The organism is Streptomyces sp. NPDC058812 (assembly GCF_042744565.1).
In the GTDB taxonomy this organism is placed as follows: domain Bacteria; phylum Actinomycetota; class Actinomycetes; order Streptomycetales; family Streptomycetaceae; genus Streptomyces; species Streptomyces thinghirensis.
This window is the reverse complement of sequence record NZ_JBHYOB010000008.1, coordinates 158,241-172,488: the sequence shown is the minus strand read 5'-3', so window position 1 is coordinate 172,488 and position 14,248 is coordinate 158,241. Positions and strand designations below refer to the sequence as shown.

Genomic DNA, 14,248 nt, shown 5'->3' with positions numbered 1-14,248 from the left:
CATGGTGGACTCACTCGGGGACAGCCTGGACCGCGCACTGGAGGGAGCATTCACCCGCCGCCCTCTGGCAGAGCGCCCAGGCGCAGATGAAGTACCTGGTCAAGCAGCTCAAGGGCACCAAAGCTGCAGCCCAGAAGCACGGGAACTCCCAGCGCACCGTGGGGCGGTACGTCTCGGGCAAGCTCAAGCGGCCCCGCCAGGATCTGTCCGGCCGCCTGGAGCGTGAGGTCAAGAAAAGGTGGCAGCCGCAGATCCGCGCGAAGGCGAGGAAGAAGGCAGCGACCACGGACGGCCTGGTGGTCTCCACCCGCGCCCGCTCCGGCTTCACCGCCGCCGCAGGCACGACCGACGACGCCCGGATCCGCGACATCACCCGGGCCCTGCCGCCCGCCTTCGCGGACCATCTGTTCACCGCTCGGGAACAGGGAGCCACAGAGCAGCAGCTCCAGCAGATCGCAGCCGACGGCCTCGCCCAAATGTACTTCCGGGCCAACAACAGCCGCGCTCACGGGCTGGGCGTGGAGTTCACCGACGTGGAACGGCTCGACATCGAGCTGTAGGACGGCTCCCGCGAAAAGGCTTCGGCCCCGACTGTGACTGAGCGCTTCAGTTGGCAAGTGAGTGCGCGAGTTGGCAACTCGAGCGGGCGGCGTCGACGGCTCGGGTGAGCTGGGCCGCGTAGGTGTCGAGAAGCGGCTTCAACTGCTGGTAGAAGGGCACCTTGTTCTGCCGGATCCAGTGTCCGATGGAGAACCGGCCCTGGCTCCATGCCGCGTTGAGGTCGGGGTCGTTTCGGGCTTCGGCCGGTTGTGGGGCGAATTGGGTTTCACTGTGGGTGACACATTGACGGATGGGCGGCTTAGCTGTACTGACCCGAGAGGTTGGGGACGCGGCTGGCAGGTGGTAGCCCTTCAAAGCAGTGTGTCTCCGGTGATGGTTGTAGCTATGCAGCCACGCAGGGAACGCGTCGCGGCGTTCCTGCTTGCTGAGGTAGGGCTTGGCGTGTAGGCCCATTCGTCGAGGAGGGTGCGGTTGAAGCGTTCGACCTTCCCGTTGGTCTGCGGACGGTAGGGACGAGTGCGTTTGTGGGTGATTTCTGCGTCGGCCAGGGTGCTGGACCAGGTGCGCGAGCGGTAACAGGAGCCGTTGTCGGTCAGGACGCGCTGGACGGTGATGCCCGCCTGGCCGAAGAAGTGCTGCGCCCGGGTCCAGAATCCGGCGGCGGTCTCCTTCTTCTCGTCGGGGAGGATCTCGCTGTAGCCAGGCGGGAGTGATTGTCGACAGCGTTGTGTAGGTAGCTGTAGCTCGCGCCGATCCGGTTCTTGCGGCTGGCGTGGCGGCCCAGAACCTGATGACCGCCACCGTTGGGTATGTTGCCGAGCAACTTGATGTCGACATGTACCAAGTCGCCTGGCGCGGCGTGCTCGTGGCGTTGAATGACGCGGCCTGTAGTGCGGTCCAGATGCGACAGCCGGGCGATTCGGTATCGGCTGAGAACTCGGTGCACGGTGGCGGGGTTGAGGCCGAGCAGGTAGGCGATGCGGGCTGGGCCCCAGCGGCGCAGGACGCGGACTTTGATGATACGCCGCTCGGTTTGTGTCGGCGTCTGACGGGGGCTGAAGTGCGGGCGGCTGGAGCGATCCGTCATCCCAGCTGGTCCCTGCTCGCGGTAGCGGTCAGCCCACCGTTTCGCAGTGGTGGGCGAGACTTGGAAGCGTTCAGCCGCGCGGCGGAGTGGCCATTGATCGTCGACCACGCACTGCGCCAAACGCAGGCGGCCGGTTTCGGTCAGGGGTGGTTGCGGTGGGCCATGCCGGGCTTTCTGGCTCAGGGGATGACGATGGCCGTGCACGAGTGATGTCTCGTGCACCCTGCTGGTAGGTGGCGCCCCGATCTGGTCCCCGGCCGGAGGGGCGGCGCGAAGTCCGACGCGATCGCCGGTGCGGCGTGAGAGGGGCGAGGCACCCGCCGAGAGCTGGTTCGGAGGGCACCTCGCCGCCCTCATGCCGGGTCGGCGGGCAGAGCCGAGTACGGGTGGACTTCGATCCGCAGGGGCGGCTCGGCGAGGAGGCCGATGATCTCGTCGCGCAGCTCGTCGGCGAGAGGGCTGTTCTCGTAGGCGTCCTTGGCCTCGTGACTGCGGAACACCTCCATGTTCCACAGCACGTCGGGGTCGGCGTCCTCGCGGGCGATGATGAACCGGTCGGAGGACCCCGACTTCTCCATTCCTTCGGTGGCCAGCGCGAACAGCTTGTCGCCGAGTCCGGGCTTGGCGCGCATCTTGATGAGGTAGGCGGGCTGTTCCTGCAGTGCCATGTCTGTCTCCTTCTGTGTAGCGACGGGGCGTCTGGCGCGAGCCGCTCCTCCGCTACTGGAATGCCGTTCCATGGCAAGTGTGGAACAACGTTCCAATCATGTCAAAATGGAGGCGTGACACCACCGACGCGCAAGAAGCCCGAGCGACGCACCAGCCCCCTCTCCCGCGAGCGGATCGTCGATGCCGCCATCGACCTGCTGGACACGGCAGGCGAAAACGGATTGACCTTCCGAGCACTGAGCGAACGCCTCGCCACCGGCCCCGGCGCGATCTACTGGCACGTGGCAGGCAAAAGCGAACTCCTGGCCGCGGCCACAGGCCGCGTCGTCAGCATCGCGCTGGCCACAAGGAAGGCAGGGCCGCCGGGAGGGATACACAATGTCGCCCTCGGTCTCTTCGACGCGATCGAGAGACACCCCTGGCTCGCTCCCCAGATCACCGCCGAGCTCTCCCACAACCCCACCGGCCCGGTGACGACCCGCATCTTCGAAGACATCGGCCGACAGGTGTCCGCGCTGGACGTACCCACGAGCAGTTGGTTCACCGCGACGTCCGCCCTGATGCACTACATCCTCGGCGCCGCCAGCCAGAACGCCGCAAACCTCGCGCGCGCCCACAGCCTCGGACCGGAAGCCGATCGCAGCGACTACATGGACACCGTGGTGGGCGCATGGAAACAGCTCAGCCCCGACGACTACCCCTTCACCCGAGCCGTCGCCGACCACGGACTCGACCACGACGACCGCGCTCAGTTCCTGGCCGGTATCGACCTCATCATCGCGGGCGTCACGGCCCGCCCGCCCGCCGCTTAGCAGCCCGGCGAGGGAGTCGAGGATTTCTTCGGCGGTCTTGGTCCAGATGAACAGTTTGTCTTCGTTCCAGTCCTTGGCCCAGGCGCGAATGTCGGATTCGAGGGCCTGAATGTTCCTGGGTGCGCCGCGGCGGATCATCTGGTGGGCGAGGTAGCCGAACCACCGCTCGACCTGGTTGATCCAGGAGGAGGCGGTCAGGGGTGAAGTGCAGCTCAAACCGCGGGTGCTTCGCCAGCCAGGCCTTGATCGCCGGGGTCTTGTGCGTACCGTAGTTGTCCACGATCAAGTGGATCCGCAGGTGCGCGGGCACCTCCTTGTCGATCCGGATCAGGAACTTCTTGAACTCCACGGCCCGGTGCCGGTGGTGCAGGGCCGTGATGACTTCACCCGTGGCGACATCGAACGCGGCGAACAAGGTGGTCAGGCCGTTGCGTACGTAGTCGTGGGTGCGCCGCTTGGGTGGTGTCCACCACCGCTTCCACCTGGTCGACGCTGATGGTGGGCGGTCGGCCCGGCCGGGGCTCGTCGCCCAGGTCGTCCAGCCGCTGGGCGAGGAAGCGCCGCCGCCACTTGCGGACCGTGTCCGCGGTCACCCGCAGATCCCGGGCGACCGCGACAATTCGGCGGTACTTCCGGCCCCGCACACGCCAGCACGATCCGCGCCCGCAGGGCCGGCGCCTGGGCCGATGTCGCCCGACGCGTCCACCCCTCCAACACCGCCCGCTCGTCATCAGACAGCAGCAACGGCTCCAACTTGGGGCCCGACGAGGAACTGACGCACCAGCAGTAGAAGTCACACACCAACTAACGATCAACTACTGGCGCAGGACACAAGGCCCCTCTGGTCATGTCTGTCTTTGGGGGGTTCTGGCACACATTCCGTGAGAGATCTGAAAGTCTCGCTACGGGCGGCGGCCACCTGTCGACTGGTCGGCATCAGCGTCGCGCAGGGAGAGAAGGATCAGCAGCGCGAAGGCTGCGAAGGCGGCGCCTGTGCGTGCGTAGTTGAACGCCTCCCAGTGAGCCAGGATTTCGGCGTGATCGGCGGGTGCCGAGGTGGCCGCCCACTGCTTGATGCGGCCGTTGATGGGGACGTTGCCGAGGCGGGTGATCAGGAAGGAGGCCAGGGCAAGGAGTCCCGCCCCTCCGGCCAGCCGCCGTGAGGCGCCCCGCGTCATGGCGGCGAGCGCGAGGGCGCTGAGCGCCGACGCGCCCATGGTGCCTTGCATGGTGATGCCGTTCATCTGCATTAACTGGGCGTGGAAGGACAGCCTCATGTCGAGGGGCACGGCGTTGAAGGTGGGGACGAGGTTGGCCGCTCCGTAGCCGAATGCGCCGGCAAGGGCACCGGTGGACAGCAGGGCGAGGCCCTGGACGAGTCGGACGCGCACGCGGATCACTTCCCCGTCTGAGGTTCGGTGGGGGAGACGGCTCGCGTGAGCTGCTCAGCTCGTCGCAACAGGCCGTCGGGGGTGAACTCCGCGAACATGTGGACTCGTGTGGAAACCGGTCCGCCCTTGCGCATCCGGGCGTGGATCGTGAAGCGGGTCGCGATTCGGGCTCCGTCCGTGAACGCCTCGTGCACCTCGAAGCGGAACTCGCGCAGGTTCTTGCGCACCGGGCGGAGGTGAGCGACGAGGCGGTCCCAGTCGAGTGGTACGCCGTCGGCGACTTGAACGACGTCACGCGTGTAGTACCTGGACATCAGGTCAGAGGCGTCTTCCGAGCCATGGACCACGGCGTTGGTAAAGGTCGTGAAGAAGTCGGCGATGAACTGCTCGGGAGGCTCCGTGTGGAGAGGGTTCACCATGCTCCTGCCATGCGTGCGGGGCTACGCCCCCGCAACGATCTCGTACACGCCTGTAAGATATAGCGAGGCGTTGATATCTGACAAGGGTGTAAGAGTTGACTGCTTTCGAGACCCCAGGCGACTCACCGCGGGTTCGGCCTCGCCGTCGCGCCGACGCTGAGCGCAGTAGGGCCGCAGTGCTGGACGCCGCAGTTCGACTGCTGGCTGAGCGACCCGACGCTGGTATGGCCGCCATCGCCTCGGCGGCCGGCGTCACCCGCCAGACCGTGTACGCGCACTTCGGGACCCGTGACGCGCTGCTGGACGCTGTCGCCGACCGGATCACGGACCAGGCCATGGCCGCGATGGACGAGGCGGAAGAGAGTGGTTCCGCCCTGGACGCGCTACTGCGGCTGCAGGACACCGGCTGGCAGCTGTTCGAACGCAACCCGGTGCTCCTCCAGCTCGGAAGTACCCGCGCTGGCGTCGACGCCGACCTGGCCCGGCATGAGCCCGTCGCAGCCCGGCTCTCCCGGCTGATCGAGAAGGGCCAGGCGTCAGGCGAGTTCGCCGCCGCACCGCCAGCCACCTGGCTGGCGGCCGCAGTCACCGCTCTCGGCCACGCGGCCGGCGACGAAGTCAGGGCGGCCCGCATGTCAGTCGAAGAAGCGGCGACATGGCTACGGACCGCCACACTCGCCCTCCTGAGGTCAGGCTGAGGAACTCGGCACCCTAAGGTATGGCTTCTCGCGCTGTTCCAGGAAGTGCCGGAGCCTGAGCTGCTGGGTGTGGTGCATCGGCAACTGCTCGACGTCTTCGGGCGGTACGAACCGGAACTCGGTGGATTCGTCGGCGATTGCCAGTTGTCCGCCGGTGATGCGGGCGGTGAAACAGACGTTGAACTGTCGGCGGCCCTCGCCGTCGGTGTAGGCGATGATGTGTTTCGGGTCGGTGTAGGTGCCGACCAGGCCGGTGATCTCGACGTCGAGGCCAGTTTCCTCCTCGTTGTCGCGGCGGCGCTGGAGGCGGATGCCCACATCGGGCGGTGGCACGGGTGGTGTGTGGCCTGGGGGCAGCCGGCGGAGTCGCACATGCCGGCAAGCGGCCGGTTCGCATCCGGAGTACCGGCCAGCCGCAGGCACAGCGCCTTGGCCGGATCGATGAACCAGCAGTAGTTCGCCGTTCCCAGGTGGAGAGTGCGGACCCGAGCCGCGAGCGTGGAAACGACCTCCAGGTCGCTGTCGACCAGTTGGGGCGCGGTATCCGAGAGCTTGTGGAGCCCTCCGTCGACGCTGGTGAAGAGACTGATCAGGTCGCGGGCGCCGGGACCAGACGGCATGATTCCGCGCTGATAGTCAGGGTAGACGTGTGTCAGAACGCCGATGTTACGTTCTTCCTCAAGCTCGTTGATCTCGGCGAGAAACTTCGCCGGAGCGTCGCCCGGCCGCGCCGCGTACCCCTCTGTAGTGACTACAGAGGGGTGCTTGAGCTGCAGTCTTGCTGCGAGCAGGCCGCCAGGTCGGTATGCGGTCTCCACGGTGAGGGTGCGTCTGAGGGGCCCGTGGCGTCACCGGCCCCTCCGGGACGGGGGCGAGGCCCAGCCGCTGCCCTGCTGGCCCGTTCACCCACGTTCCGAAGTTCTGGTACGTCGTGTCGCAGAAGACCGGATGGAACAGCGGGGTGCCGGGCGCCGCGTCCGGGCCGAGGAGCTGCTCGGCCACCTCGATAGCTCCGTAGACCTCCCGGGCCACCACCCACTCGTCCCGGACGCCGCCGAGCGGTTGGCCCTTGATGAGCTTGCCCATGAGCCGGTAGCGGAACAGGCCCGGAGCGACTTCCTGGAGCGGCTGACGGCACCCGACGACCAGTTCGCCCAACTCGCAGTGCCGCATCCCCGCGAGCGCGGCACCGCCAGGCCGCAGGCCGTGGCCAGGTATCCGACCAAGAACTTCAGCTCAACCGAGAACAGCGGTTCCGTCCAGGCGACGTGGCCCTGACCGTCGGTTCGCTGCGCCTCGGCTGTGTTGCGGCCGTAGGGAGCGCGGACTCCGATGAGGGCGAGGGTCCCGATCCAGGTCGGGACGGGGGCCCGGAAGCCAGTCGGCCCGAAACTGCCGGGTCCCGCACTCCCGTGCGACAGGGTTGAGGGAAACAGCGGCCAGGAGGTCGTTCTCCTCGCGCGGTAGGCGAACACGGGCATCCTTCACTGCGGCGGTGTCATCAGTTCCAGAGGCTCTCCGGATTTAACGCGGCGCTCCAGGTTGCGCAGGAACGCCCCGTGTCCGGGCTGTTTGGTGGCGGTGAGGCTGCGGTCCGCGGCCTGACGCTTCCGCTTGGCCTCGGCTTCTCTCAGGATGTGCGGGGGTCAGGGTCTGGATCATGTACGGCACGGCGGCGGGCAGCGGCTGCTGGACTTCGGATGCCAGCGGCTGCACCTTGTTCGCGCCACCGACTTCGGCCGACCGGCCCGAGCCCCCAGCGGCACTCGCGCCGTCGAAGGGGCCAAGATCGTCTCGGAACCTCCGCCCGCTGAACAGCTCCTGGTATTGCGCGGGTCCGATCGCTGAGAAGGGTGTGTCAATCGAGTGGGTCTGTTCCGTAGCCGGTGGTGACGGAGGGTGCGGTCAGCCCAGGAGGATGCGGTGGAGGAGGAGGGGGAAGCTCGCGCGGCCGTACATCAGGCGCTTGATCAGCTTGGTTTTGTTGTTGACGCCTTCGGTGCCGCCGTTGTGGTGCGGCATGATGAGGGCGGCGTCGACTGCGGCGCGGTCCTTCTCGAGGCCCCGGGTGAAGGCATGCAGGTGGGGCAGGTCCTCGGCGTGGGCCGAGGTGATCCAGGTGCTCAGCAGGGTGGTGTTGTTGTCGATCACCAGCACCTCGAAGTCGTCGTACCGCTGGGCGGCGAGCGCGTCCAGGGTGGTGTTGACGACCTTTGGTGGCTCCGCGTAGCAGGGCTCGTGGACGCTGACCCGCGGACCGTGCGGCGACTCGGTACGGGCGGCCGATCGCGGGCGCTTCCAGGTGCGCTGGCACAGCACCTCCTGGCTGAAGTAGGCGTCCAGCAGCACCGACGGTACCCGCAGCGGCCCGAACACCATCGACACACCCACCATCACCGCCCCCAGCGGACCGGCAGGTGCGGCCAGCAGCAGCTGCGCCCACCAGGCCAACAGCACCAGTCTGAGCGGCATGCCGCTGACCACCGACACGTGCCCGGTAAGGTGCAGGTTCCTCGTCAGCGGCCTCACCGCCGTCACCGCAGCCACCACCACAAGAGCCGTCAGCACGGTCAACTGCCAGAATGCGGTTGTCCGAGCCAGGGTGAGCCGCCTGGTACGGCCGACTTCGCCGGTGGGCGCCGTAGGCCGCGGCAGAGAGCGGAGTGTGTTTGCATACGTCGTGCGGCTCGGCCGTCTCAACCGACGCTGGTACGGGGCCCGGCGCCCTCGTCGGTGCCGGCGCGGTGCAGCCACTGCGAGAACGTGATCGGATGGACGTCGAGGTCGGCGGCAATCTGTGTATGCCGAAGGCGGTCAGCCCTCTTGGCGGTGGACGATGCGGCCACTCTGCATGACCAGTCGTACTCTGCCCATGGCGCTGATGTCCGTGAAGGGATCACCTTGTACTGCGGCGAGGTCGGCAGTTGCGCCAGGTGTGAGGCGGCCGAGATCGGGTCGGTCGAGAAGGTCGGCGGCTGCGGAGGTCGCTGACCGCAGGGTGCGCAGGGGGCTGAAGCCGTGATCGACGAGGGTGGGGAACTCGCGCCAGTTCTCCGCGTGCGGGAACATGCCGGCATCGGTGCCGAAGGCGAGTTGGACGTTCGTTCGGGCTTGCCGGCGCAGCCCTTCGCGCAGGGGTTCGACGAAGGTCCGGTAGGCACGACGCATGTCGGCGGACCGTCCGTGCCAGAAGTCGTCGTCGTCCAGGTGGTCGAGGAAGCGACGCTGGCAGTGCTGGGTGGGAACCAGGAACGTGCCGTGGTGTTGCATCAGCTCGTACGTGGCGTCAGTGGCGAGTGTGGCGTGCTCGACGCTGCGGACGCCTGCTCGTACCGCGCGCTGTACCGCTTCGTCGGGAAAGGCATGGACGGCGCAGGGCAGTTGGAGGTCACGGGCGGTGGCGACGAGGACGTCGACTTCGTCTTGCGCGTAGGAGACTGTGTCGGGACTGTCGGCAGGTGAGGAAAAGCCGCCGCTGCCGGCGTACTTGATCCAGTCGGCGCCGTCTCTCGCCTGACGGCGGACCATGCGTCGGATCTCGTCCGGACCGTCGGCCACCGTGCCGATCTGGGTGCCGTAGCGCTGGGCCAGGCTGGGTTCTTTGTCCTCGTGTCCGCCCCGGGGCGAGAGGATGTTCGGCGCCGCGATGATTCGTGGCCCTTCGACCAGTCGTTCCCGCACAGCCTGGCGCAGGGCCACGTTGAGCGGTTGGTGGGCACTGCCGAGGTCGCGCACCGTGGTGAATCCGTTGGTGAGCAACGCACGCATGGCCGGGAGTGCGGTGAGGACCTGGTACGGCGCCGAGTCGCCGTCGGCCTCTTCGTCGGCCAGGTGGACGTGGCAGTCGATGAGGCCGGGCAGCAGCGTGCACTCTGGCAGGTCGACCACCTCGGCTTTGGCGGGCCCCCGCACCTTGCCGCCCGCTTCGAGGATCTGTCCGTTCCCGACCAGGACGTCCACTCCTGGGCGCGGGCGGTCACTGACACCGTCCCAGAAAAGCGGGGCCCGCAGTACCACCGGGTTCACGTCGGATTGCGTCACCGGTCTCCTTATGTGGGTGGGGGGAGGGGACGGTAGTCAGGTGAGGTGAGCACGTCGCCGGGGCCGGGGTTGCCCGGTTCGCTGCCGCCGCCCAGTAGGGTCATCACACCCCAGGCGGCGTTGATTCCGGAGGCCAGGGCGTGGTCGAGCCAGCCGGGCGAGAAGGAGGTGTCGTCGCCGGCCAGGAACAGGGCGTTGGCGGGTTCACCCGGCACGGACGGACGGCCGCTGTGGTCTTTGAGGCTTTGGTGGAACAGGTCGTGCTGGTAGCGGTACTCGCCGGGCTGGGAGAAGCGGGCGATGCCGCGGAAGTTCGGCTCGTTGCCCCAGGAGATGGTCACCGCGGACGCGTCGGCCGCCGCCCGCCGCAGTTCGGGTGCCATGTCGGGGTGGACGGCGGTCAGTTCCCGTACGAAGGCCTCGACCCGTTCAGGCAGTGAGGATGCGGCCACCTTCATCGAGTCGAAGGACCAGGTGAAACTCAGATCGAGTACCGCTGTCCGCCCGCCCGCGGCCCGGGGAGGGCCGTAGTCGCTGGTGTACGTCGCCCGGGGGAGCCGGTCGGTCAGCGTCACGCCGTCCATGCTGGTGCCGGACCAGAACGGCTCGGGTACGACCAGCGATGTCTTCGCCGCCGGCCAGTACGTGATGCCGCGTACGGCGCGCCACAGGCGCGGCCCGAGGGGGCTGGGGCCGTCCCGGTCGGGGGAGCGGAGTTCGACGGACGTCTCCAGTAACTGCAGTTGAGGAGTGAAGACGACTGCTGTGAACGTCTCCTGGCGGCCGTCCGAGCTGTGCACGGTGACTCCGCGCCGAGGGTCATCGGAGGTCTCCAGCAGGGTGACCGCAGGCCGCAGCATCCCGCCGTTGACCTCTTCCAGGCTCACGCCGCGACCGTCGGGACCCTGGGTCCGGTGCGCCCAGAAGCCTTCGGCCAGTGCGCCGATGCCCTCCCGCGGGCGCTGGAAGACCGCGCCCTCGGCTGTCAGCAACAGCCTCAGCAGTTCGACCATGCTCATGCCCCAGAAGCAGTCCCAGGCCGCAGGGCCGATCCCGGCGGTACCCAGAAGCCGCGCCTGCTCCCCGGACAGGCCCGCGCCTTCGGGGTCGACGAGGAAGCGGCGGAAAGTCCACTGATCGAAGCGCCGCACGATGTCGGCCCATCGACGGCGTATCGCCGCCAGGTCGCGGTCGGCCACCGCACGCCGCAACTGCGGCACACCTACCCTTTCCAGAGCGGCTTCCCATCTGGTGTGGGCGCGGCGGAACTCTTCATTCTGCCGGTAGAGGTCAGTGATCTCACGGGCCGGGTGGCTGCGTCCGTCGACATGCCACACGGTCACCGGTGTGGTCGGGTAGGCGAAATTCTCCCGGAACGGCACCATGTGCAGTCCGAACAGCGCCGCGTACTGCCCCAGCAGCCGCGCGGAGTCCGGGAAGCGCATGCAGCCCAGCTCGACTACCGCGCTGTCGGCGGGATCCATCCGGCGGCTGTACATTCGGCCGCCCAGCCGCCGTCCACCGGGGCCGTGGGGAGATGACTCCGCCTCGTAGAGTACCGGTCGGCAGCCTATCCGCAGCAGTTCGTAAGCGGCACACAGACCGGCGCCCCCCGCTCCGATGACGGCGACGGGTGCCCCCAGCGCGGATGCGGGAAGGCTGCCGATGCGTCGGCCGTCCGCGAGGTGAGCGGCGTAGTCGAAGGGGAAATCGACCTGCAGGTCACACGCCGGTGGCGGGGATCCGCTGGACACGTGCGGGTACCTCCTTGGCCGTCGGGCGGAGAGCTCTGGCGAGGGCAGCGGTAGTCACCACAGGAACACCAGAGAAGAAACGATTTTGACCCAGTCACCGTTGTCCGGCCCCCGCGCGTCCACGCTCGCCGCGTGGGTGCGCACCGCTGTCCCGGCGATCGTGTAAGAGCCCTGGCCCGGCCGGTGCAGTGCTGCCCCGTCGAAGTCCGGCTGTCCCAGTTCCAGACCCATGGCGGTCAGTGCCATCTGGACCGCCTTGGCAGCTGCGGCCTCGGCGGTCTTGCCCACCGCGTCCTGCTCGTGCACTTCCGCCACACACCCCAACCCTCCGTCCTCGGGCACAGCGATGCCCACCGCGGTCCCGATACGTGTCCCGGGGGTGTTCGTCTCGGCCAGCGCCTGGATGGCGAACAGGATCTGCCCGTCCTTGAGCTGAGCCCCGCCTTCCTCGCCGGACACGAGAGTGCAGTCCGGCGGGACACGGCTGGAGACAGTGACCCGGTTGACTCGTCCCAGCCCCGCGTCCATGTACATCAGGTCGTGTGCCTGCAGTTCGCGGGCGTGTACACCGACACCGGTGGTGAAGTACATCCGACGGGGGACGAGCGGCTGAATACCGGAAACGTTCATCAGGTCTCCTCGGGGTCGGGGCAACGGGATTCGGTTCGAAGAGCCGGTGCGGGGGCGGTCAGAGGAGGTTCGCCGTCGGTCAGCGCCACATGCTCGATGAGGCCCCGCACGGACCCGGTCCTGCGGTGGACGGCCCGTTGACGCTCAGCACCGCTGCCCTCACGCATCAGCAGGTCGAGCCACTGATCGACCATCGTCCGCTCGTCGTCCTGGACGAGGTGAGGGCTGATCGCAGCGCGCAGAGCGCTGATGTGCCAGGCGGCTGGGGGCTCGGTGCCCGCGGCAGTGCCGCACAGATCCGGCAGATGCCCGGAAACGCCGGTCCGGGCCGCTCGCCAGCAAGCCGCGATCAGCACCTCCTGCTGCACCTGGGGTGCGGGCACGTGCCGCTCCATCTCGCTCCGGGCGTGGGCCACCAGCGCACGCACCAGTAACGCGTATGCCACCGTCTCCTCGACGGTGGGCAGGACATCGGCGATCCGCACCTCGACCGTCGGCACGTGCCTGGACGGCCTGGCGAACCAGTAGATCATCGCGGGATCCAGAGCGGCCCCGCTGGCCACGAGCGAGCGGACGATCGCCTCGTAGTGCCCGGCCGACCGCAGCCAAGGCGGCGGTCCGGCGGTCGGCCATCTGCTCCACACCATCGCGCGCCAGCTCTCGTATCCGGTGTCTCTGCCGCGCCAGAAGGGCGAGTTCGCGGTAAGGGCCAGTAGGAGCGGAAGCCACGGCCGCAGGTGATTGATCACCTGGACGGCCGTTTGCACATCCGGCACTCCCACGTGCACATGGCAGGCACACACGGCCTGGTCCTCGAGCAGCGGGCCGAACTGCTGCCGAATACGCGCGTACCTTGGCTGGTCGCGCAACCCCGGCACACAGGACGGCTCCGTGCCGAGCGCCGGACCCGCGGAGCCGTCCGGAGAGGTGCCGGACGCCAGGAGCAGGCAACCGCGCGTATCCGCGGCCCGCGCCGCCTCCCGGCGTAACCGCACCAGCTCCTGGTACAAGGCGGATGACCCGTCACATACGCAGCTGACGGTCTCCACCATGGCCTGGGACAACTCCTGCACCAAGTACCCGCCGCCGAGCCGGTGCCGGCTCTCTTCCACCACCGGGCTGCTACGCCCCACCGGCCGCAAGGTGCTCCGGTCGATGAGGAGGAATTCCTCCTCGACACCCAGCGTCGCGCTCTCGGGTAAGTCCGCAGTGTTCTGCGAGTCCACAGCGCCTCCGTTCACCCGCCAGCGACGAACTCCTTGCTGCGGTATGCCTCTTCCAGCGAAGTACCCCCGGTCGCAGCCCTTACCGCCAGTCCTCGTAAGTAGTGAAAACAAAGGCTTTGTGGGACGGCAGATGTGCGCGTGAGTGAACCGCCCCCGGCGGGCGGACTGTGGTTCGCTCCCGGGCCTGGGTGTCTACGCCGCGGGAGGCGGGACCGTGCGGGGCTGCGAACGCGTTTCAGCTGCCGGTTGCCCCCTCTGGGGGATGTTCGCCGTGGGACCGAGGTTCCAGACTCCGGGTCACCGGGGCGAGGTCCGCATCACTTCGATAACAGGAGGTGACGGCCTGCCGTTCGGCGGTCTGCGTCACTGGACGTTGTGCCTGCGCCTGACACCTGCCGGTGCGCCTTGGCAGGCGACGGTGTGGGGAGCCGCGGAGGACTTCATCATCGGGGTGTCGCACCAGTCGCCCCGCCCACCGCGTCTGGCCGTCCACGAGCGGCTTGCCCTGGATCATCACCGGCCCCGTCTCGGCCGCTGCATGGCTTTCGCCCCCGAGGCCGACGTGGTCGTACTGGTGCCCCAGCCAGCGCCCGTGGTGAGCGCGCTGCTCACCGCTCCACCACGGCTCGCGGTGCGCGATTCCTGGGACAGGGAGAGCGGCCACCTCGACCAGGCGGTGGCCGCGGATCCCACCGCATCCCGGCTGCTGGCGTCAATCCCGGCCCTGGTGGCGACGGGGAGCCCGGAGGCCCTGCCCGCCGTGCACCGACTGGCCCGCCACCACGCCCGCTTCGTGTGTTGGCAGGCGGTTCGGGCGGTCTACGCCCCGGTAGCCGGTCGGCGTCTGCTGGGCGAGGCCGTCAGCGATCCACACCCGGAGGTGGCGGAAGCCGCGGAACAAGCCCTGGACTTTCTCGCCTGCCGCCCGAAGCCGTCCCGTCCCTCTGCCTGAAGCGTGCA

The 14,248-nt window shown here is 68.2% G+C and carries 11 protein-coding genes and 5 pseudogenes; 5 read left to right on the top strand and 11 right to left on the bottom strand.

Going from position 1 to position 14,248, the window contains the following annotated elements:
* The first annotated feature begins 1 nt into the window (after position 1).
* Positions 2-560 (top strand): annotated as a pseudogene (gene tpg / locus ACFW48_RS18670) (telomere-protecting terminal protein Tpg).
* 299 nt (positions 561-859) lie between these two features.
* Here the strand turns inward: tpg and ACFW48_RS18665 are convergent.
* Positions 860-1,812 (bottom strand): annotated as a pseudogene (locus ACFW48_RS18665) (IS481 family transposase).
* A gap of 189 nt (positions 1,813-2,001) precedes the next feature.
* Entirely contained in the window at positions 2,002-2,316 is a 315-nt protein-coding gene (locus ACFW48_RS18660; protein WP_386315914.1) for a putative quinol monooxygenase, read from the bottom strand.
* 114 nt (positions 2,317-2,430) lie between these two features.
* Between ACFW48_RS18660 and ACFW48_RS18655 the strand changes: the two genes are divergently transcribed.
* Positions 2,431-3,129 carry a TetR/AcrR family transcriptional regulator gene (locus ACFW48_RS18655; RefSeq protein WP_386316308.1) on the top strand — a complete coding sequence of 233 codons (699 nt, stop codon included), beginning with the start codon at positions 2,431-2,433 and terminating at the stop codon, positions 3,127-3,129.
* On the opposite strand, the pseudogene ACFW48_RS18650 reads toward ACFW48_RS18655, so the two are convergent.
* From ACFW48_RS18650 to ACFW48_RS18640, 3 genes and pseudogenes are all read right to left on the bottom strand, one after another.
* Positions 3,115-3,882: pseudogene (locus ACFW48_RS18650) on the bottom strand (IS630 family transposase); the annotation flags it as partial. The gene ACFW48_RS18655 and the pseudogene ACFW48_RS18650 sit on opposite strands and share 15 nt — an antisense overlap.
* Before the next feature lie 149 nt (positions 3,883-4,031).
* Complete coding sequence (locus tag ACFW48_RS18645; RefSeq protein WP_386315912.1) at positions 4,032-4,520, bottom strand: anthrone oxygenase family protein; 489 nt, start codon at positions 4,518-4,520, stop codon at positions 4,032-4,034.
* 5 nt (positions 4,521-4,525) lie between these two features.
* Positions 4,526-4,939, bottom strand: coding sequence for a nuclear transport factor 2 family protein (locus ACFW48_RS18640; RefSeq protein WP_386315910.1), 414 nt, complete (start codon positions 4,937-4,939; stop codon positions 4,526-4,528).
* Positions 4,940-5,115: 176 nt separating this feature from the next.
* Between ACFW48_RS18640 and ACFW48_RS18635 the strand changes: the two genes are divergently transcribed.
* Entirely contained in the window at positions 5,116-5,637 is a 522-nt protein-coding gene (locus ACFW48_RS18635; RefSeq protein ID WP_386315908.1) for a TetR/AcrR family transcriptional regulator, read from the top strand.
* Here the strand turns inward: ACFW48_RS18635 and ACFW48_RS18630 are convergent.
* Positions 5,629-5,931 (bottom strand): annotated as a pseudogene (locus ACFW48_RS18630) (NUDIX hydrolase); the annotation flags it as partial. The gene ACFW48_RS18635 and the pseudogene ACFW48_RS18630 overlap by 9 nt on opposite strands.
* 654 nt (positions 5,932-6,585) lie before the next feature.
* Here ACFW48_RS18630 and ACFW48_RS18625 point away from each other — a divergent pair.
* Positions 6,586-6,915 (top strand): hypothetical protein, encoded by a 330-nt coding sequence (locus ACFW48_RS18625; protein ID WP_386315907.1) that lies wholly within the window; start codon positions 6,586-6,588, stop codon positions 6,913-6,915.
* 627 nt (positions 6,916-7,542) lie between these two features.
* Here the strand turns inward: ACFW48_RS18625 and ACFW48_RS18620 are convergent.
* From ACFW48_RS18620 to ACFW48_RS18600, 5 genes and pseudogenes are all read right to left on the bottom strand, one after another.
* Positions 7,543-7,764, bottom strand: a pseudogene (locus tag ACFW48_RS18620) (transposase); the annotation flags it as partial.
* A 687-nt stretch (positions 7,765-8,451) separates the two neighbouring features.
* Complete coding sequence (locus ACFW48_RS18615; protein WP_386315905.1) at positions 8,452-9,678, bottom strand: amidohydrolase family protein; 1,227 nt, start codon at positions 9,676-9,678, stop codon at positions 8,452-8,454.
* A gap of 8 nt (positions 9,679-9,686) precedes the next feature.
* The gene (locus ACFW48_RS18610; protein ID WP_386315903.1) at positions 9,687-11,432 is read right to left on the bottom strand and encodes a flavin monoamine oxidase family protein; all 1,746 of its coding nucleotides are present in this window, start codon (positions 11,430-11,432) and stop codon (positions 9,687-9,689) included.
* A 54-nt stretch (positions 11,433-11,486) separates the two neighbouring features.
* Positions 11,487-12,062, bottom strand: coding sequence for a pyruvoyl-dependent arginine decarboxylase (locus ACFW48_RS18605; RefSeq protein ID WP_386315901.1), 576 nt, complete (start codon positions 12,060-12,062; stop codon positions 11,487-11,489).
* A complete protein-coding gene (locus tag ACFW48_RS18600; protein ID WP_386315899.1) occupies positions 12,062-13,288 on the bottom strand; it encodes a glutamate--cysteine ligase in 1,227 nt (408 codons plus the stop codon). Before ACFW48_RS18600 ends, ACFW48_RS18605 begins: the two co-directional genes overlap by 1 nt.
* Before the next feature lie 538 nt (positions 13,289-13,826).
* Here ACFW48_RS18600 and ACFW48_RS18595 point away from each other — a divergent pair.
* Positions 13,827-14,240: a HEAT repeat domain-containing protein gene (locus ACFW48_RS18595; RefSeq protein WP_386315897.1), complete on the top strand. Its 414-nt coding sequence runs from the start codon at positions 13,827-13,829 to the stop codon at positions 14,238-14,240.
* Positions 14,241-14,248: the final 8 nt, after the last annotated feature.